This window comes from Halorientalis marina (assembly GCF_023028345.1).
In the GTDB taxonomy this organism is placed as follows: Archaea; Halobacteriota; Halobacteria; order Halobacteriales; family Haloarculaceae; genus Halorientalis; species Halorientalis marina.
Genome location: NZ_CP095487.1, coordinates 269,236 through 286,919, shown reverse-complemented (window position 1 = coordinate 286,919; position 17,684 = coordinate 269,236). Strand labels below are relative to the sequence as shown.

The 17,684-nt window shown below is 68.7% G+C and carries 18 protein-coding genes; 9 read left to right on the top strand and 9 right to left on the bottom strand.

Translation table 11 applies throughout. The annotated features are described in order from the left end of the window. Positions 1–83: 83 nt before the first annotated feature. On the bottom strand, positions 84–482 hold the full coding sequence (locus tag MUG96_RS01580; RefSeq protein ID WP_246985903.1) for a pyridoxamine 5'-phosphate oxidase family protein: 399 nt from the start codon (positions 480–482) through the stop codon (positions 84–86). Between the two features lie 168 nt (positions 483–650). On the opposite strand from MUG96_RS01580, the gene MUG96_RS01575 reads away from it, so the two are divergent. The 3 genes from MUG96_RS01575 (at position 651) to MUG96_RS01565 (ending at position 2,388) form a co-directional block, all read left to right on the top strand. Further along, positions 651–1,073 (top strand): HIT family protein, encoded by a 423-nt coding sequence (locus MUG96_RS01575; RefSeq protein ID WP_246985901.1) that lies wholly within the window; start codon positions 651–653, stop codon positions 1,071–1,073. A 39-nt stretch (positions 1,074–1,112) separates the two neighbouring features. Then, entirely contained in the window at positions 1,113–1,862 is a 750-nt protein-coding gene (locus MUG96_RS01570; protein WP_246985899.1) for a ParA family protein, read from the top strand. Between the two features lie 166 nt (positions 1,863–2,028). Beyond that, positions 2,029–2,388 carry a hypothetical protein gene (locus tag MUG96_RS01565; RefSeq protein ID WP_246985897.1) on the top strand — a complete coding sequence of 120 codons (360 nt, stop codon included), beginning with the start codon at positions 2,029–2,031 and terminating at the stop codon, positions 2,386–2,388. Here the strand turns inward: MUG96_RS01565 and MUG96_RS01560 are convergent. Beyond that, positions 2,385–2,888, bottom strand: a complete 504-nt coding sequence (locus tag MUG96_RS01560; RefSeq protein ID WP_246985895.1) for a DUF7858 family protein — start codon at positions 2,886–2,888, stop codon at positions 2,385–2,387. The genes MUG96_RS01565 and MUG96_RS01560 overlap by 4 nt on opposite strands. 184 nt (positions 2,889–3,072) lie before the next feature. Here MUG96_RS01560 and MUG96_RS01555 point away from each other — a divergent pair, with 184 nt between their 5' ends. Both MUG96_RS01555 and MUG96_RS01550 read left to right on the top strand, forming a co-directional pair. Further along, positions 3,073–3,957: a transcription initiation factor IIB gene (locus MUG96_RS01555; protein WP_246985893.1), complete on the top strand. Its 885-nt coding sequence runs from the start codon at positions 3,073–3,075 to the stop codon at positions 3,955–3,957. A 99-nt stretch (positions 3,958–4,056) separates the two neighbouring features. Next, positions 4,057–5,238, top strand: a complete 1,182-nt coding sequence (locus MUG96_RS01550) for a multicopper oxidase domain-containing protein (RefSeq protein WP_246985891.1) — start codon at positions 4,057–4,059, stop codon at positions 5,236–5,238. On the opposite strand, the gene MUG96_RS01545 is transcribed toward MUG96_RS01550, so the two are convergent. The 4 genes from MUG96_RS01545 to MUG96_RS01530 are packed head-to-tail and all read right to left on the bottom strand — an operon-like array spanning position 5,226 to position 7,956. Beyond that, positions 5,226–5,912, bottom strand: coding sequence for a MinD/ParA family ATP-binding protein (locus MUG96_RS01545; protein WP_246985889.1), 687 nt, complete (start codon positions 5,910–5,912; stop codon positions 5,226–5,228). The two genes, MUG96_RS01550 and MUG96_RS01545, sit on opposite strands and share 13 nt — an antisense overlap. Continuing rightward, on the bottom strand, positions 5,909–6,721 hold the full coding sequence (locus MUG96_RS01540) for a DUF7857 domain-containing protein (protein ID WP_246985887.1): 813 nt from the start codon (positions 6,719–6,721) through the stop codon (positions 5,909–5,911). The genes MUG96_RS01545 and MUG96_RS01540 overlap by 4 nt, the downstream gene beginning before the upstream one ends. 30 nt (positions 6,722–6,751) lie before the next feature. Beyond that, positions 6,752–7,621: a DUF7856 family protein gene (locus tag MUG96_RS01535; RefSeq protein WP_246985885.1), complete on the bottom strand. Its 870-nt coding sequence runs from the start codon at positions 7,619–7,621 to the stop codon at positions 6,752–6,754. Continuing rightward, positions 7,618–7,956 carry a DUF7855 family protein gene (locus tag MUG96_RS01530; protein ID WP_246988730.1) on the bottom strand — a complete coding sequence of 113 codons (339 nt, stop codon included), beginning with the start codon at positions 7,954–7,956 and terminating at the stop codon, positions 7,618–7,620. Before MUG96_RS01530 ends, MUG96_RS01535 begins: the two co-directional genes overlap by 4 nt. 109 nt (positions 7,957–8,065) lie before the next feature. Between MUG96_RS01530 and MUG96_RS01525 the strand changes: the two genes are divergently transcribed. Genes MUG96_RS01525 through MUG96_RS01515 form a run of 3 tightly spaced genes read left to right on the top strand, consistent with a single transcriptional unit; the run spans position 8,066 to position 10,155 of the window. Continuing rightward, positions 8,066–8,977: a ribonucleotide-diphosphate reductase subunit beta gene (locus MUG96_RS01525; protein WP_246985883.1), complete on the top strand. Its 912-nt coding sequence runs from the start codon at positions 8,066–8,068 to the stop codon at positions 8,975–8,977. Between the two features lie 3 nt (positions 8,978–8,980). Then, entirely contained in the window at positions 8,981–9,403 is a 423-nt protein-coding gene (locus MUG96_RS01520) for an SCP2 sterol-binding domain-containing protein (protein WP_246985881.1), read from the top strand. A gap of 56 nt (positions 9,404–9,459) precedes the next feature. Beyond that, the gene (locus MUG96_RS01515; protein WP_246985879.1) at positions 9,460–10,155 is read left to right on the top strand and encodes a helix-turn-helix domain-containing protein; all 696 of its coding nucleotides are present in this window, start codon (positions 9,460–9,462) and stop codon (positions 10,153–10,155) included. Here MUG96_RS01515 and MUG96_RS01510 read toward each other — a convergent pair. The 3 genes from MUG96_RS01510 to MUG96_RS01500 all read right to left on the bottom strand — a co-directional run bounded on the left by MUG96_RS01510 (position 10,134) and on the right by MUG96_RS01500 (position 16,343). Continuing rightward, positions 10,134–10,733: a DUF7504 family protein gene (locus tag MUG96_RS01510; protein WP_246985877.1), complete on the bottom strand. Its 600-nt coding sequence runs from the start codon at positions 10,731–10,733 to the stop codon at positions 10,134–10,136. The two genes, MUG96_RS01515 and MUG96_RS01510, sit on opposite strands and share 22 nt — an antisense overlap. Before the next feature lie 76 nt (positions 10,734–10,809). Further along, positions 10,810–11,097 (bottom strand): DUF7854 family protein, encoded by a 288-nt coding sequence (locus MUG96_RS01505; protein WP_246985875.1) that lies wholly within the window; start codon positions 11,095–11,097, stop codon positions 10,810–10,812. Next, on the bottom strand, positions 11,097–16,343 hold the full coding sequence (locus MUG96_RS01500) for an LAGLIDADG family homing endonuclease (RefSeq protein WP_246985873.1): 5,247 nt from the start codon (positions 16,341–16,343) through the stop codon (positions 11,097–11,099). The genes MUG96_RS01505 and MUG96_RS01500 overlap by 1 nt, the downstream gene beginning before the upstream one ends. Positions 16,344–16,493: 150 nt before the next feature. On the opposite strand from MUG96_RS01500, the gene MUG96_RS01495 reads away from it, so the two are divergent. Further along, on the top strand, positions 16,494–17,684 hold the full coding sequence (locus MUG96_RS01495) for a hypothetical protein (protein ID WP_246985871.1): 1,191 nt from the start codon (positions 16,494–16,496) through the stop codon (positions 17,682–17,684).

Genomic DNA, 17,684 nt, shown 5'->3' with positions numbered 1-17,684 from the left:
CGGCCACGATGCACCACGCGGCGACCGGTCGCCGACGGGGTCGGAACGGCAGTGGCCGCCGGCGGGAACCGACGACGGCCGGATCAGCCGCCGGAGTACACCTCGTCCGCGCGAATCCGCAGGACGACGCGCTCGCTCTCGATGGGGTTGGGGTACTCGTCTTCGCCCATGTACCGCATCGCCAGGTCGTCGATGTGTTCGCGCGCGCCCTCGGTCGTCACCTCGTCGACCTCCCCCGTCACCGAGAGGAACCGATAGGGGTTGTCGGGGTCGGTCATGCTCACGGCCACGGAGGGATCCTCGGCGACGTTTTTGGCCTTCCGACGGTGGCGCTCGGTGTTCACGAGGAGGCGGTCGTCGTCGGGGTCGTAATCGATCCAGACCGGTGTCGTGTGCGGGCGCCCGTCCGGGAGCATCGTCGTCACGTGGGCGAACGTCGCCTTCTCGAACAGGTCGTGGTACGCCTCGGGAATCGTTGACATACACCAATGAACGGCAGCCCGACGGAAATGCGTGGTCCCGAGCGGGCCGGGGCAACGGGTCGAAATGCCGGGCCGGAGTGGCGGGGTGGCGGGGTGGCGTGACCGGGCCGGTCGCGGAACACGCCGGTTGGCGTAGCCTTTTGGAACCGGCGGCCCAACTCCGAGCCGATGTCAGGGGACTGTATCTTCTGTTCGATAGTCGACGGGGAGATTCCGAGCCACACGGTTTACGAGGACGACGACGTGCTCGCGTTCCTCGACGCGAACCCGCTCGCGCGCGGGCACACGCTCGTCATCCCGAAAGCCCACCAGTCACAACTGCAGGACCTGGACCCCAGTCTCGCGGCCAGTATTCACGAGGCCCTGTTCGATCTCGTGGGGACGGTCGAGGGCGCGGTCGACGCCGACGGGAGCAACGTCGGCCTCAACAACGGCGAGGCCAGCGGCCAGGAGATTCCCCACGTCCACTACCACATCGTCCCGCGGTTCGAGGGCGACGGCGGCAGCCCGATCCACGCCGTCGGCGGGGCCGCGCCGGACCTCGACGACGACGAGCTCGCCGCCATCGCCGACGACATCGCCGGTGACTGATCCGTAGGTTTTTGAGTGGGAAGGCGGGAAAGCCCGGTCGTGACAGGAGTTCGAGCGCTCGCGCTGGTGGGGGCGACCGGCGGTGCGGGCACGACGCGACTGACGGTCGAGTTCGGGGCGACGCTCGCCCGCGACGGCCGTGACGTGGCGCTGTTCGACGCCGCCTTCGGCACGCAGGGGCTGGCGGCACACGTCCCCGGTCGGCTCGACCCGGACCTGACGGCGCTCGTGACCGACGCGAGCGACGAGCACCTCGATGCGGGACTGGTCGACCACCCGGCGGCCGTCGACGGGCGACTCGCGGCCTGTCCGGCCCGAGCGCCGTTCGAGCGGCTGGCACGGGCACAGACGACCGCGGCCGCCGAGCGGTTCGAGGAGCGCCTCGCGACCGCGCGTGAACGGTTCGACCACGTCCTCGTCGACACGCCGCCCGTCGCCGCCAACCAGGCGGTCGCGGCGGCGACGGCCGCCGACCGCGTCGGGCTCGTCGTCCCGGCGACGGCCCACGGAGCCGACCACCTCCCCCGCCAGCGCGACCGACTGCACGACATCGGCGCACCGGCGACCGTCGTCGTCGCCAACCGCGCGGGCGAGGACCCGGCCGTCGACGGCGCGGACGCGACGGTACCCGAGAGCGAGGCGACGGCCGTCCCGGACCTCCCGGCCTGTCTCGACCCGGATACCGAGTTCGCGCCGGCCGTCGCCGCGGCCGTCGAAACGGCCTTCGAGACGTCTCTCGACCTCTCCTTCCCCGAGGGCGGCGTCCTCGAGCGGTACCGGGACCGGTAGGAAACGGCGGCGAGTTCCCCGCGACCGGCCGCGGCGGTCCGCCCGCCGTTCCTGTCAGTTCGCCGCCTTTTTCCGAGAGGAGTTCCTGTTGACGAGCGAGACTGTCCGGTCGGTCGCGTGCCTCGCTGGGGTGGGGTGGGTGGCCGCGAGGACGGTCCGGTCAGCTATGGCACCGGAGACGCGCGTCCGAACGGAGGAATCGACACGACGACGATCACCCGTCCGGGCCGGAGTGGGGCGGCGGGAGCTTGCGCTGTGGCTGTTCGCCGTCGGCGCGCTGCTCGGCGACCTCCTGTCGACTCAGTACGGGCTCGCGAACGGACTGACGGAGGGGAACCCGGTCGTCCGGGAGGCCCTCGAACGGGGTGGACTGCTCTCGCACGGCCTGCTGAAGGCGGGCATCCTGTCGGCCGGACTCGGGGTGTGGGCCGTTCTCCCGGAGCGACAGCGGCGGGCCGTCCCGCTCGGGTTGGGACTGCCCTGGTGCTGTGCGGCGGTTCTCAACGCGACGATGCTGGTCGCCTAGAGGTCCTGCAGGTCGTCCAGGTCGCTGCGGGTGTCGGCGAGCGGGTCACCGGCCGGGTCGGGCGCGAGCACGCTGGCGACGGCTTCCTCGGCACCCGCGAGCGTGTCGTGTGTCTCGACGTAGGCGGCCAGGGCGAACTCCCGCTCGGTCGCCGCGGCCAGTTCGCGGGCCTCGGACCGCGAGAGCTCCGCGGCGAGCCAGTCGCGGACGATCTCGCGGCCGGTCGGTCCCAGCGGCGAGACGGACTCGCCGAGCAGGTGGAGCGCCTTCGCGGCCGTGACCGGCGCGAGGCCGGCGACGCGGGCCGCGGTCCCGACCGACTGCCCCTCGGCGTACGCCTCGACGACGGTCGCGGCGTCGGCGGCCGAACAGGGCAGCGCCGCCTCGTAGGTCGCCAGCCGCTCGGCCAGCGACCCGTCGGTGTCGTCGACGGTCGCGACCCCCCGGTCCCGCTGCTCGGTCGTCACCTCCACCCCCGCCGCGATGTCCGACAACCCCATACGCCCGGGTTCTGCCAGTTCGTTGATAAAGCTTCGTGATCCGCCGGCCGGCCCGGCGGTGGCAGGGCCGCCTCGTTCACGACACCACCGACCGATAACCGGTCGGTTCGAGCGCCGCGTTCGAGGCGACGACGCCCGTTCCGTCGCGGGTTTAAATACCAGACCGAGCCAACTTTCGAACGTCATGAGCACGACGACGCGACGGGCCTGCCCGGAGTGTGACGGGCGGCTCCGCGAGGGAGAACGGGAGACGGTCTGTACCAGCTGCGGACTGGTCGTGGCCGAGGACAACATCGACCGCGGGCCGGAGTGGCGCTCCTTCGCGGACGACGAGACGAACCGCGAGCGGACGGGCGCTCCCTTGACCCGGTCGCGCCACGACCGCGGCCTCACGACGGAGATCGGGACCCGGACGCGGCTGAAGGGGCGCAAACGGCGCCGGATCGCGCGGATGCGACGCCAGCACGAGCGCGCTCAGATTTCCTCGAAAGCGGAGCGCAATCGCGTCTACGGGTTCACCGAAATCAGGCGGCTGGTGAGCGAACTCGATCTCCCGGAGTACGTCCGCGACCGGGCGTGTGTGCTCTTCGAGTCGGCACAGGACGCGGACCTGCTCCGGGGCCGCTCCATCGAGGGGTTCGCCGGCGCGGCGGTCTACGCCACCTGCCGGACCGCCTCCGTCTCGCGCACCCTCGACGAGGTCGTGACCGGCGCCCGCGCGACGGAGGCCGAACTCTCGGCGGCTTACGACGCCTGCAACCGCGAACTGGGGTTGCCGACCGGCCCCATCGACCCGGCGGAGTACCTCGCGCGGTTCGCGAGCGCACTCGACCTCCCACAGGCCACCGAGCGCCGTGCCAGGGACCTGGTCGACCAGGCCCGGGACCAGGGCCTGATCTCGGGGCGGAACCCCGCCGGCGTCGCGGCGGGCTGTCTCTACACCGCCGCCCGCGAGTGCGACCACGACCTCACACAGGCCGCGACCGCGGACGTCGCCGGCGTGACCCCCGTGACGCTCCGGGCGACCTACCACGACCTCCGCGAGGACGACCCCGCGGGCGGGGACTGAACCGAAAGGCACTATAGTATCAGGTCCTCCTGGGTCGTTCTCGGCCAGCAGGAACACCCTCGACCCCCCTTATGCGACCACTCACAATGCTCGGGTGTCATGAGCGATCAGATGAGTGCGCCTGGGACGCCGTTCTCGCGTCGTGATTTCGTGAAGGCGACCGGAGCGACCGGTCTCGCGGCCATCGCGGGGTGCCAGGTGCCGGCGGACCCGAACACGATGACTGAGACGGCAGCGGAAACGACCGCGACGACGACGGAGACGGCGGCCGGCGGGTCACAGGACCTCCCGGCCGCGGGCAAGCCGGAAGTCGTCGACCTCGCCGAGCAGAACAACGAGGTCACGCTCAGCACGCGCCCTGCGCGCCTCCCGGCCCACCCGGGCGAGGCGATGGGCGGTCCCATCGAGCTCCCGCGAGTGTGGGCCTTCCAGGCCGACGACCGCCAGCCGAGCGTCCCCGGGCCGATCCTCCGGGCCCAGGAAGGGGACACTGTCGAGGTGCTACTGGACAACACCGACGGGATGCGCCCCCACACCATCCACTTCCACGGGTCCCAGACATCGTGGGAGAACGACGGCGTGCCGACCTCGACCGGCATCACCGTCCAGCCCGGTGAACAGCACACCTACGAGATTCCGGCAAACGTCCCCGGGACCCACCTCTATCACTGTCACTACCAGACCCACAATCACATCGAGATGGGGATGTACGGGATCTTCCGCGTCGATCCCGACGGCTACGAGGAAGCCGACCGGGAGTACTTCATGACGCTGAAAGACTGGGACTCTCGGCTCCCGCGAACGTACGCCGGCGAGGACGTGACCTACAGCGCCCGGAACCGGCGACCGGACGTGTTCACGATCAACGGGCGGTCGGCACCCCGGACGCTCCACCCCGAGGATGGCTCACCGCTGATCGTCAGTCAGGGCGACACCGTCCGCGTCCACATGGTCAACAGCGGGTACATGTCCCACCCGATGCACACCCACAACCACCGGTTCCGGGTGGTCGAGAAAGACGGCACCCAGCTCCCCGACGCGCTCCAGTACGAGCGTGACGTGACCAACATCGCCCCGGCCGAACGACACACCATCGAGTTCGAGGCCGACGCCGACCCCGGCATCTACCTCACGCACTGCCACAAGGTCAACCACGTCACCAACGGACTCGACGACGCCGCCAGCTACCCGGGCGGGATGCTCACCGGCATCGTCTACGAGGACGCCATGGACACCGACATCTTCGCCGAACTGATGGACTACGCCGGCTACGAGGGCTGACTGCCCCCGTCGGCCGCGACCGTTCTCCGCACCGCCTCAGCCAGCGACGCGAACGCCGTCGCCGCCGGCCCGTCCGGCGCCGTCGCGGCGACCGGCACGCCGTCGTCCTGAGCGACCGCGAGCGACCGCGACTCCGGCACTGTCGTCACCGGCGCGCCGAATCGCGTCGCAAGCCGCTCCGTCGGCGGGTTCTCGCCGGCGCGGTTGCAGACCACTCGCGCCAGCCCCGCGTCGAGTTCGCGGGCGAGTGCTCGCGCCCGCACCGCGTCGGACAGCGCCGCCGGCCGCGGTGTCGTCACCAGGACGCAGGCCTCGGTCGGCAGGAGGGCGAGTCCCACGTCCCCGCCCATCCCCGCCGGGCAGTCGACGACGACCCGGTCGTAGGCGGCCGCGACGGCCTCGATGACTTCGACCAGCGCCGTCGGGTCGGCGGCCCGCGCGCCCGCGAGCGACCGGCCACAGGGAAGCAGGTCGACCGGGCCGCCCTCGCGGATCACTTCCAGCGGGTCGGCGCGGCCGGCCAGCACGTCGTGGAGGTCCGGCCCTCGTGCCGTCGGGAGGTCGGCCATCCCCAGGTCGGCGTCGACGACGACCGCGTCGAGTTCCGCCCCGAGGTTGTACGCCACCGTCGTCTTCCCGACCCCGCCTTTCCCGCCCGTGACCCCGAGGATCATGCGAGCCGGTCCAGCGTCTCGACGGGCACCGTCGCGGCCTCGGCCCGGTCCGCCAGCGCCGAGGCACGGTCGGCGACCCGCCGCAGTCGGTCGGCCTCGCCGTCCAACTCCGTCGCGGCCTCACGGACACCCGCCAGCCCGCCCAGTTCCCGCACGGCCGGCACCGCCGCCGCGACCGCCGTCCTGTCCGACAGCGCCTCGGCCGCCTCGACGCGCGTCTCGACCGCCGCGAGCCACGCTGCGGCGGCGTCGGCCGACGGCCGCGTCGAGTCCACCGCGTCGGAATCAGCCGACCCCGGCGACGATTCGTGGTCGGGGTCGGGCACCGCCGACGGCGGCACGTCCCCCTCGGGGGCAGTCGGTTCCGAAGCGGCGTCGGCCGCCGGCTGAGCGGTCGTCGCGGACTCCTCGCCATCGCCGTCCGGGTCGGGGACCGCGTCGCGCGGCGGCACGGGCGTCCCGAGCGCGCGGACCACGCCCGCCGGGCTCGCGGCCACGTCCGGAACGGCGTCGTGGGTCTCGAACCCCGTCTCGGCCGCGACCGGTTCGGTCTCGGCGACGGTGAGCGGGTCCGTGACGCGGGCGGGGGTCGCGTACCCGACCGCTCGCGTCTCGCCGGCGGCCAGCACACACTCGAAGGCGTTCCCGTCCCAGCCGGCGGCCGGGACGCCCTCGGTTCGGGGCGGCCAGACCGCCCCGTCCGCGTCGTGTTCCAGCCGGACCCGGCGACGACGGCCGGGGTTCGTCACGCGGGCCGTCACGAGCGTCACACCCCCGTCGCGAGTCGTCTCGCATGTCAGCGACACCATAGGCCGTCTGGTCGCGCTCTCCGATTTAAACTACAGGGAGAGGACGGGCGCGTCGAGCCAGTCGGCCGCCCGCGCCGGCGTCGTGAAGCGGTCGCAGGCGAGCACGACCGGTGCCGAGAGGTCGGCGACCCGGGCCACCGCCAGCGCGCCCGTCACCGGCTGGACGTCGGGGAGGGGCGTGTCGGTGGTCGAGGTCGCAGTCGCGTCGGTGGCGTCGGCCCCCGGCACCGCCGCGACCGCCTCGGCGTAGTCGGGCGCGACCCGTTCGACGAGGTGTGTGCGGGCCTCCCGCTCGCGGTTCGCGAGCCGGTCTTCGAGTCGCAGCCGACGGTCGCGGGCGTCGCGGGTCTCCCGTGCAGCCGCGCGCGCCGCGTCGAGCCGTTGTTCGGCCGCGATCCGGTCCGTCTCGGCTTCCGAGAGCCGCTGGACCGCCGTCGAGAGGTCCGCCCGCGCGTCCCCTGCGTCGGCATCCGCCTCCTCCAGCGCCCGCACGCGGCCCCGAAGTGCCGCGACGCGCTCCCGTAGTTGTTCGACCGTCTCGCCGGCCTCGGCGACGGCGCGCCGCTGTTCCCGGGTCGAGACCGGCTCCGGGTCGAAGGTAGCCAATCGCTCACGGAGCGTCTCGATGCGGTCGTCCTGCGGTGCGGTCACGCCCCGGGAGCGCGCCGCGGCCGCCAGCGCCGACCGGACGGACAGGTCCATCCCGGCCGTCACACCGCCCACGTGCTCGTGAACCGGCCCCGGTGCCGCGGGCTCGATGACAACCTCGGTACCGCCCCCGTCCGTCGCGTTCGCGCCGGCGTCGGCTATCGCTGCCAGCGCCGCGTCGAGAGAGACGGGGAGGTCGCTGGCGTCGACGGCACGGCCCTCCCGGACGGTGTCGCCGACGACGAGCCTCATAGCTCGCGGCCTTTCATCCGTTCGGGGTCCGGATGGTCGGTGCCAGCGGCGAACGCCCGGTAGGGAGTGCTCGGGCTGTCGCGGTCGGCGTAGGCTTCGGCGGCCGTTCGCACCTGCTCGGGCACGCGCTCGAACTCGTTGAGCGGTTCGGTCCGTTCGACCTGTACGTCGGCCCCGTGGACGGCACGCAGTCGGAGAGCGAGGAAGGCGCCGAACTCCGTCTCCTCGAACAGCGCCGCCCGCCCGAACCGCCGGACGGCGGCCCCATCGTGGCGCCGGCAGGCGTTCCGCAACCGCTCGCGGGCCGCACGGGAGTACGTCACCACCAACAACACGGGCGAGGAGCGACGGCGAAGCATCAAAAAAGTATCCATTATCGCCGGGTCCGGCGGGCGGTTTAAACGGTCGGATATATCCGTGGGAACGGCAATGCGCCTGGCGTCGATGGGTAGGGGTACCGTGGCACTTGATTACACGGATCGGGACGCGTCGTTCGAGTGGTACCGGAAAGCGAAGCAACGGGGGGTTTGGGACCCGGAATCGTTCGACCTCGAACAGGACAAAGCGGACTGGGAGACGGAGTTCACCGACGACGAACGCTACCAGTTCGTCAAGCTCTGCTCGCTGTTCTACGAGGGCGAGGAGTCGGTGACGCGCACGCTGGCGCCGTACCCGCTGGCCGTCGGCGCCCTCGAAGCGCCCGGCTTCGACACCCTGCAAGAGGAGATGTTCCTCACGACACAGCTGTGGGAGGAGTCGAAACACACCGAGTTCTTCAGCCGGTACTTCGAGGAGGTGTTCGGCACCCAGGACACCGACTACGGCGGGTTCGAGGCCGAGAACTTCTGGAACCCCGAACTCCAGTCGTTCCTCATCGACGACCTCGAGGCGGTCTCCGACGAACTCCGCCGGGCCGTCGACGCGGACCAGGCGACGCTGGTCCACACGCTGGCCGAGGCGGTCGCACACTACATGGGGATCGTCGAGGCGGAACTCGCCCGCGTGGGCTACAAGAGTCTCGCGCAGATGCTCGACGCGAAGGGCGCGCTCCCGGGCTTCCAGGCCGCAATCGAGAAGATCGAGGAGGACGAGGGCCGTCACATCGCCAACGGGCGCTGGCTGATGGCGCAGCTCGCCGAGATCGATCCCACGGTCGTCGAAGAGGTGTACGAGCCGATGTTCGAGCGGTTCTTCGACGACCTCCTCGGGCCGACCGTCATGAACATCATGGGTGACAATCCGCTGGGGATCGACGCCGATCTCCTCTTCCGGACAGCACAGGGCAACTACCAGTCGACCGTCGACTCCATCGGTGCGGAGCGGTTCGAGGCGGACGTGTCCGCCGCAGGTGATTGAAAAATGAGCTACGAATTTCCGAGCGAGGCGTGGATCGAGCAGTTCCAGGACCGACTCAACGACAACGAGACCTACCGCGAAGCCGCCAGCGACTGGGGGATCGAGTTCAACGGCGACTTCATTTTCGAGGTCGAGGCCGCCGACGGTCTGGCGGAGAGTCACTACTACTTCGTCGGTCTGGAAGCCGGCGACTGCACCGACGCCTACCGGACCGAGACGCCCGAGGACGAGCCCTACGGCTTCTGGTTCGCCGGAGCATACGACGACTGGAAGCGGATGGTCGAGGGCGACGTGGGCGCCATCGACGGGCTGATGAGCGGGACTTTCGAGCTGGAGGGGGACATGCAGAAAGTGTTGCAGGCGACCGACGCCGCGGCAGCGCTGGTCGACACCACGACCGAGATCGAGAGCGACTTCGTCGCCTGACCGGCGCCGGCCATACGCTTTTGCTCGTGGAGGCCGTGAAAATCCGAGAAGCGGGCATGGAGATCAGGTACATCCGGATCGCCCTCACGCCGGAGGGAGGGCAGTTCCACGAACTCGACGGCGTCGTCGACGGCGCACACGGCGTCGTCCGCGACCAGCTCGCGTCCATCGATCTGCTTCAGGACGAGTCGATCCTCCTTCTCTACCGGCTCGTGACCGACCGCTCCGTCGACGACCTCGACCGACTCCTCTCGACGCCGGACTGTGTCCGGTCGTCCCGCGTCGCCGCCGGCGAGGACGGCCAGTACGCCCTCTGTCACGTCGACCCCGCGGAGCCGTTGCGGACGCTTCTCTCCATCGCCGACGAGCAGGCGCTGCTCGTCGACGACCCCATCGAGTTCACCGACGACGGCTCGATGCTCGTCACCGTCGCCGGAACCGAGCGAGCGCTCCGCCGGGGCGTCGCCGCCGTCCCCGAGTCCGTCACCGTCCGGATCGAGGGCGTCGGCGACTATCACCCGGCTGGTGGCTCCGGGTCACTGTTGACGTCGCGCCAGCGCGAGGCCCTCCAGGTCGCGGTCCGCCTGGGCTACTACGAGGAACCGCGAGAGGCCACCTGCGAGGAGATCGCCGGCGTGCTCGACTGTACGTCGAGTACGGCCAACTCGCTACTCCGGGGGGCAGAGGCGCGGCTGGTCGAGACGTACCTGCGCGGCTGGGACCGGGGCCCTCAGCTCTCCTCGAGCGGGTAGCGCGTCCGGACTGTCGGCTCGCCCTCACCGAGTTCGACCTCGGCGTCGAACAGCGACAGCAGCGTATCGACCGTCCGCCGGTCGTGGGCGCTGGGGTCGATGTGGAAGTGCGAGACCGCACCGGCACTGTACAGCTGGCCGGTCAGCGCGTGGAGGAACTCGTAGGCCGTCTCCAGGTCGACGTACTGGAGCAGGGCCGTCAACGAGTCGAAACAGACGGTGATGTCCTCGTCGCGCCCCGAGATGAACTCGCCGACGGTGATCCCGATACCGGTGAGGTCCGACGGGTTCGAGACGCGCTGGACCGCGTTCGGGTTGATGTCCGCGTCGCCACCCCCGACGGTCTCCCCGACGACGACGACGCCGAACTGGGCCGGGTCCGCTTCGTGCTGGTCCCGCCACTGCGCGAGACAGTCCGCGGGCGGCTTCGTGAACGACACCCACAGAACGCTCGTCTCCGCGGGGTCGTTCCCCGAGAGCAGGTCCACACACGCGTCGTCGGCCCCGCCGGTCATCGACGGTGCCCCCAACAGCACCGTCGTCGCGTCCCCCAGTCGTTCGGTTATCGGGGCCGTCATTACGTCCTCACTGCCACTATATTCGAGATAGTATTGGTCCCCGCTAAAACCCTTCGGGTGCGTCTGACGGGCGCGTTCATCCCGTTTCCTCCCCGGCCGGCGTCACCTCGACCGCGAGCTCCGGCGCGTCGAGCAGGTCCCGGACGCGCTCCCTGGCCGCACGGTCGTCCCGGGCCAGCACGATCATCCCCGCCGCCCGGTCGGGGTCACTGGCGCGGTAGGCCGACAGCTCCCCCTCGAACTCCGTCGCGTAGGTCCGCAGGACGCCCTGGACCTGCCGCTCCAGTGCGGCGAGATCGAGGTCGCCGGCCTCGAACGCCGCGAGCGCGTTCTCGACGTTCCGGAGCGCTGAGATGCGGTCCATTACACGATGCGAAGCGAGTCACCGGACGGCGAGTACACCTCGCCTTTGTCCCGGAGTTTCTGTATCTCGTGTTCGGCCTTGTCCCGTTCGATGCCGACTTCCTCGGCCCGTTCCAGCACCCGTTCCCGGGGTGCCCCCTCGTCGTACTCGTCCTGTAGCTCGCGGATCACGTCCTTGATACCTTTGATCCGGTCGCGCTGGGACTTCGAGGTCCCCGTCTCGATCACGTCCGCGTCGAGTTCGCCCGTCTCCGGGTCCATCCCGATGTCTTCGAGCGTCCGCCGGACGACCTCGATCACCCGCTGGGCGTCGTCCACCTCGACCGTGTCCGAGAGCCTGATGCGGGCGCTCGCTTCGGCCAGCCGCACCAGCGCCTCCAGTTTCCGGGCCGTTACCGGCACCGGCGCGTCCTCGTCGGTCCCCTGTGCGCGCAGGTCCACGTAGAAGTCCCTGATCTCGTCTTTCGCCGCCTCCGTCATCGTCGGGTAGACGTTCCGCTTCGCGTAGGCCACGTACTTCCGCAGGAGTTCGGCGTCGATCACCGGCGCCACCTCCTCCGTGACGCGCTCGACTTCCTCCTCCGTGTAGTCCGAAGCGCTCGTCTCCGTCCGGTGGGTGTTCAGCTCCCCCGCGTAGTTCGTCGTCAGAATGTGCTCCGCGAGATTGCGGTCTTCCTCCTCGTTTGGCTTGTCCGTCACCGTGAAAATGAGGTCGAACCGCGAGATCAGGGCGGGTTCGAGGTCGATCTGCTCGGCGATGGGCTCGTACTGGTCGAACCGCCCGTACTTCGGGTTCGCCGCCCCGAGCAGCGAGCAGCGCGACTTGAGGGTCGCGTTGATGCCGGCCTTCGAGACGCTGATGGAGTTGTGGCAGACGACACCCTCGCTGACGAAGGTGTTGGTAGGCTCCACGGTCACGTCGTACACCCAGTCGCAGGCGAACTCGCCCTCATTGGGAACCGTCTCGACGTCCGTGACGCGGTAGTACCGCAGGTCACACCGGTCTTCGAGTGCGTCGGCTCGGCGCTCGAACTCCGCGAGGGCGTCCTCGACGGCCGCCCGGGCAGCATCGACCAGTTCCGCACGCCGTTCGGCGTCGTAGCCGCCGTCCTCGGCGTAGTGAACCGTACTCGTCGTCTCACCGATGCGCTCGCCGAGTTCCTGGCCTGACCAACCGACCGCGTCGCGGATTTCGGCCAGCGTCTCCGCGGCGGCGAGTCCGTCGCGCAGGGTTTCGGCCCGCTCGCGGAGTTCTCGCAGTTTGGCTTCGACCGTCTCGACCTGCACACCGAACCCCTCGTCCAGATGCGTCCGGAACCGGCCGGTCAGCCGCAGGCCGAGGAGCGACCGTAACTCGCGTATCTCCCGGGCCGCGCTCGTCGGAAGCACGTCGTGGTGCCGTGGCGTCTCGTTGCTCCGCTCGACGAACGCTTTCGCGTCCTCGAACCTGTCGTCCGCGGGGTCGACGACCTGCTCGACGAATCGCTCCGTCGAGTCGCCCATCACGTAGACCTTCCACGCGTTTTCGGCACTATCGTGGTGAATACGCGAGGCGACGCCGATCTTCGAGAGCGCGTCGGCGTAGTCGCGTGCCAGCCCCTCCGAGGCCGTCGAGAGCGACATCGCCTCGCTCTCGACGCCACCATCGCCGGCGAACGCGCCGACGAGGAAGCGGCGGATGTCTTCCTCTGAAGCGCCGAGGACCGGCGCTGGAATCCGCTTGTCCCGAGCGGTGTGCATCACCGCCGGGAAGTTCTCTTCGAACCAGCGGTAGAGTTTGGTCGACACCCACCGTTTCGTGACCGTCCCCGCAGCGTTGGTCGTGTCCGTACTCTCCATTCCGAACACGTCGTGCATCAGGTCAGCCGCTCTGGACAGGAGCCGCTCGTCCTGGTTCGAGAACCCGATTTCGTGGGCCGAACCGGCGTAGGAGTGTCCTTCCGCAGTCATGAGGCCGAGGAACTCGGCCAGGTCCGGGGACAGTTCGTCCGGCAGGGTCACGTCTTTCTCTTTCCCCTGCTGTGGTTCGTCCCGGAGTTCGACCGGTGTCGCCGAGTTCGGCAGTTTCCGCGGTGCGGGAACGAACACCCCTTCTTCGATGTCGCTCGCTTCGACCGTCCCGACCTCGCCGCCGTCGTCGACGAACATCGGGTGTTCGGGCGTCACCAGCACGTCCCGCCCGTTCGAGAACGTCACCCGGACGAACTCGTCAGGGGCTTCGTGACGGCTCACGCGGTCGACACCCGTTTTCTCGACCTCGTTCGTGTCGAGGTCGACGGTGTGAACGCCCACGTCGTCGACCGGAAGGATTTCACAGTCCACGCCGTCCACGACCGCTTCCGGGCGGTCGCTCATCCGCTCGTCGACGAACTCGCCGATCTCCACTCGGCGGCCGTCGCTGAGCAGAACCTCCGATTTCGGATGGTAGGACTGCTGTTCCAGCGCTTCGTGCATCGCGCTCCGGTCGTCGGCAGCCATCTTGTCTAACTCGTCGACCGCCGCGATGCCCTTGTCAGCCAGCACGAGCGCCCCAGCCTCCAGAGTCCACTGCTGGCCGTCGCCGAAGTCGTCCCTCACAGCCGCTGCGGTCAGCCCCGCCGAGGATGATCCTTTCCCCGACGTGTACACTGAACGTGGAGCGATATTTCGGATGTATTGTAGCATTGCCGAATTGTGCGAGACGATCCCGTTCGAGAGGTAGTTGTGTGTCCCGGCCACTTCGAGGTCGTACACCCAGTCGTAGTCGGGGTCGATGGATTCGATGGATTCGATTCGATCCCACCGAACGTCGCTCGTGGCGAGGTCGCGAAGCGCTCGCACGTCTTCCTCAACGGAGAGGGCCGCATCGATTCGGTCGAGGACCACCGTCGCAGCATCTTCGACGGAACCACCGTCCGGGACAGCATCGTTCCGCTCGTAGTAACTGATCGCCGTCTGTGAGACGTCCATGCCATCAGCGAGGGCCTTCTGCGAGAGGTTCAGTTCGTGGCGCACGGACTCGATCGCGTCCCAATCACGGTCGGCGACTCGTGCCCGCTGATCACGGAGCCACACGAGTCGGCCCTCGAACGCCGAGACGACAGTCTGGAGACTATCACGGCTCGGGTTCCGGTCACCGCGCTCGTGATGTTGGTACGTGCTGCGTTTCAGTCCACACTCGGACTGGGAGAGAGCGAGGCGCTCGCGGATTCGCCGCAGTTCCGCTCCGATCTCGGGAATGACGTCGGTGTTCGTGTTCGGTGCAACACCTTCGTGGGCCTCACCAGCAATCTGCTTGCGATCCGTGACGAAGCCGACCGTCCGAACGTACTCGGAGAAGTCCTCACCGCTGACCCTGAGGCGGTGGCTTCCATTATCACGGGATTCGATTGCACAGGAAATACCAAACGAGAGCAAAATGGAGCGCACGCCATCGAGCAACGCACGGCTCATCGAGGCGACAGTGAGTTCGCGTTGGTTCGCCGAAACGTGGCCTTCGCCCTCGATATAGGCACGCAGGAACGCTCTCTTGATCGGGGGGCTCGCCCGGAAGATGGGTGTCGGCACACGCTGTGCTGCCGAGCCCTCCACAATCGCCGGTTCGAGGTTCGAGAGGAAGCTTGCGAACTCGCCCGACCCACAGCGGACGACTTTCGCTTCCTTCTCTGGCCGTGACTCAAGAACACTCCAGTTCACGCCGAGACGGTCGAGGGCCGACGCTGCATCGTCGAGGACCGCCTCGTCTTCATTCGTGATTCGAACGTCGCCGCGGCCGTCATCGTAGGTGACGTGACCTTCGGCGACGATGTAACCGACGAGACGGGCCAGCCATGGTGTCCACGTGTCGGGTAAGTCGAGTCTGACAGCATTCGGAGACCGTGAACGGGTATAGGCAACTGAGAGCGAATCGTCGCCTTCCGTCTGGACCGTACGCGGTGTCGCAATGAACGACCCCTCCTGGAGCCGTTCCGCCCTTCGTGGAGCGAAATCCCCGCCATCCTGAACGAAAAGCGGGTGAGACGGCGTAACCTCTAGGTCGTGCCCGCTTGCCGTCCGGACCCTGTACATCCGGTCCGGAGCCTCCCGCTTCCAGACCTTCGTCGCCCGTGCCTGCTCGATACGGCCGTCTTCTGTCAGAGACGGTACCTCGATGTCGACCTCGTCGTACACGCCGTCGTCGACTGGTTTCGGGTCCTCGAGGTTCTCCTCGACGAGTTCCCTAATCGCCACGCGTCGTCCATCGGAGAGCGTTACGCTAGTATCACCAGACAGACACTTACCAGTACCCGGATCACCGATCAGGAGCATGTGGAGGTCGCCGCGGATGCGGGAGCCGTCGGGGAGGTGTTTGGTGACGCCCGAGAACAGCTGGAGGATCATCGCGAGTTTGGCCTGCTCGTAGCCGTAGATGGAGGGGGCGATGGAGGCGACCATCTTGTCGTAGATGTCCGGCTCCTCCGAGAGGGCGACGATCTCCTTTTTGTCCTCGTCGGTGATGTCCATGTCCTCGAACTGCTCGTCCTCGATCTCGACCGTGAAGCCGTCCATGTACACGTCGAACATGGGCGATTGCTCGCCCTGGCTGCCCTGCTGGTCGAGTTTGAGGACGCCCGTGACGGCGACGTGGTCCCCCGCCGTCACTTCGCCGGTGATGTCGTCCTCGATGTTCACGTCGATGTTCTGGGGCGTCTCGCCGCCACGGAGTCCCTCGGGGGACTCCTGGACCCGGAGTTTCTGGGCGTCGACGAACTCCGACTGGTCGTAGTTGATGCGGAACGGCCCCTGCCGTTCACAGCCCTGGCACTCGTGGGGTTCCTGGAAGTCGCCGGTGGCCTGCGGGATGCGGGTGAGCGTGCCACAGCGCTGGCACTCGAAGGCGGCGGTCGTGACCTTCGGGCGGACGTCGGTGGCCTTGCGGACGATGCCCTTGATTGTGATGAGTTTGCCGCGGTGGTCGGCACGGATGGCACGGATATCGGTCGCCTCGGGCAGGTTCGTCACGCGGACGTGTGCCTGCCCGAGTTTCACGTCGACGGGGAGGTCGTAGAGTCGGAGGGCCTCCTCGGCGTAGTCCTGGAACTGCTCGGGGTGGTTGCGGAAGTCGTCGGCGAGGTCCGGATCGAACCGGTAGAGTTCCTGCCAGTCGACGTAGAGGGACTTCTTCTCGGTGGGGTACTTCTGTGCGAGGTCGCCGATCTCGTTGCGGTAGTAGTTGCGGTAGAACTCCTCGAAGAGATCGATTACCTCGGTGTCCTCCGCGCGAGCCATGTACTGGACAGGCGTTGTGCGTACTCGCAGATAAAGGGTCGCAAAGGGTACACTGGAACTGAAACGAGGGGGTCGGGGGGTGTGATCGGCGTTCGCGTGGCGCGTGTGGGGAGGGTCAGAATTAACATCCTGGTGGTAAGTATGCGGTGTATGCGCCGCCGAACCCTCCTCGCGACCGCTGGCGTCCTGTGGTCCGCCGGCTGTTCGGCCTTCCGGATCGAGACCGGGACCGAGACCGGGGGCAGCACCGACGCCGCCACCGATACCGACGGAACGACGCCAGCATCCACCGAGCGCCCGCCGACCGAAACCGCGACACAGGGCGCGCCCGACCCGACGACGGAAGCGACCGACACGGCCACGGCGACCGACACCGAGACCGAGACGGCGACCGAAACCGCCACCCCGAGCGAGGCCGAACGGGAGGCCACTCGCCAGCTCGACCAGGCTCGCTCGCGGCTCTCGACTGCCCTCTCCGAGTACGTCGCCTTCGCCGCGGAGGCGGATGGGGCCGATAGCGAGAGTGGGGGTAACGGCGAGAGCCCCACCCTGCTCGACGTCGACGCGTCGGTGACCGTCACCGTCGCGGACGTGACCAACCCCGTCAGCCGTGCCCGGCAGGCACTCGAGAACGTCCCGGAGGACGCCAGCGCCGACCAGCAGGCGACCGTCGAGGCGCTCCGTGGCGTCGCGACCTTCTTCGACCGCGGCGTCCGGTGTCAGGCGGAACTGTACGACGCCTACCAGGACTTCGTGTTCGTCGTCGACCGGTTCTACGCGGAGAACACGGGCGGTGTCCCGGACGAAATCGCGAGCATCCGCTCCGAAACTGACCGTGCCCGGGGATACTTAGACACGCTCGCCACCGAAACGAGCGCCGACGACACGACCGCTTTCGAGGGACTGGACGAAGCCACCTATACCGGCAAAGTCGACCAGTTCGAGGCCGAAGTCGACGCGTTCCCGACGATCGCCGATGCCCTCTCCGCGTTCCGCTCGGCCCTCGAAACCTTCATCGACGCGGTCGACGACTACGAGAGCGGGAGTTACCGCGACCCGCGCGAGGAGTTCCCCGACGCCGCCAGCGACTTCCGCACCGCCGCACAGACCCTGTCCGCGCTGGACGCCCCCGACTCCGTCGCCGATACCGTCGCCGACCTCGTCTCGGCCGCCGAAGCGTTCGCCCCGGCCTGTGACGACCTCGCCGCTGCCTCCCGGGCCGGCTACACCGGGGACTCGAGCGACCGCGAAGACCGCTTCGCGGCCGCCCAGGAACACCTCCGCTCCGCCGACGTTGTCGTCGAGAACTTCGACACCGTCGCCGACCTGGTCGAGGAGTAG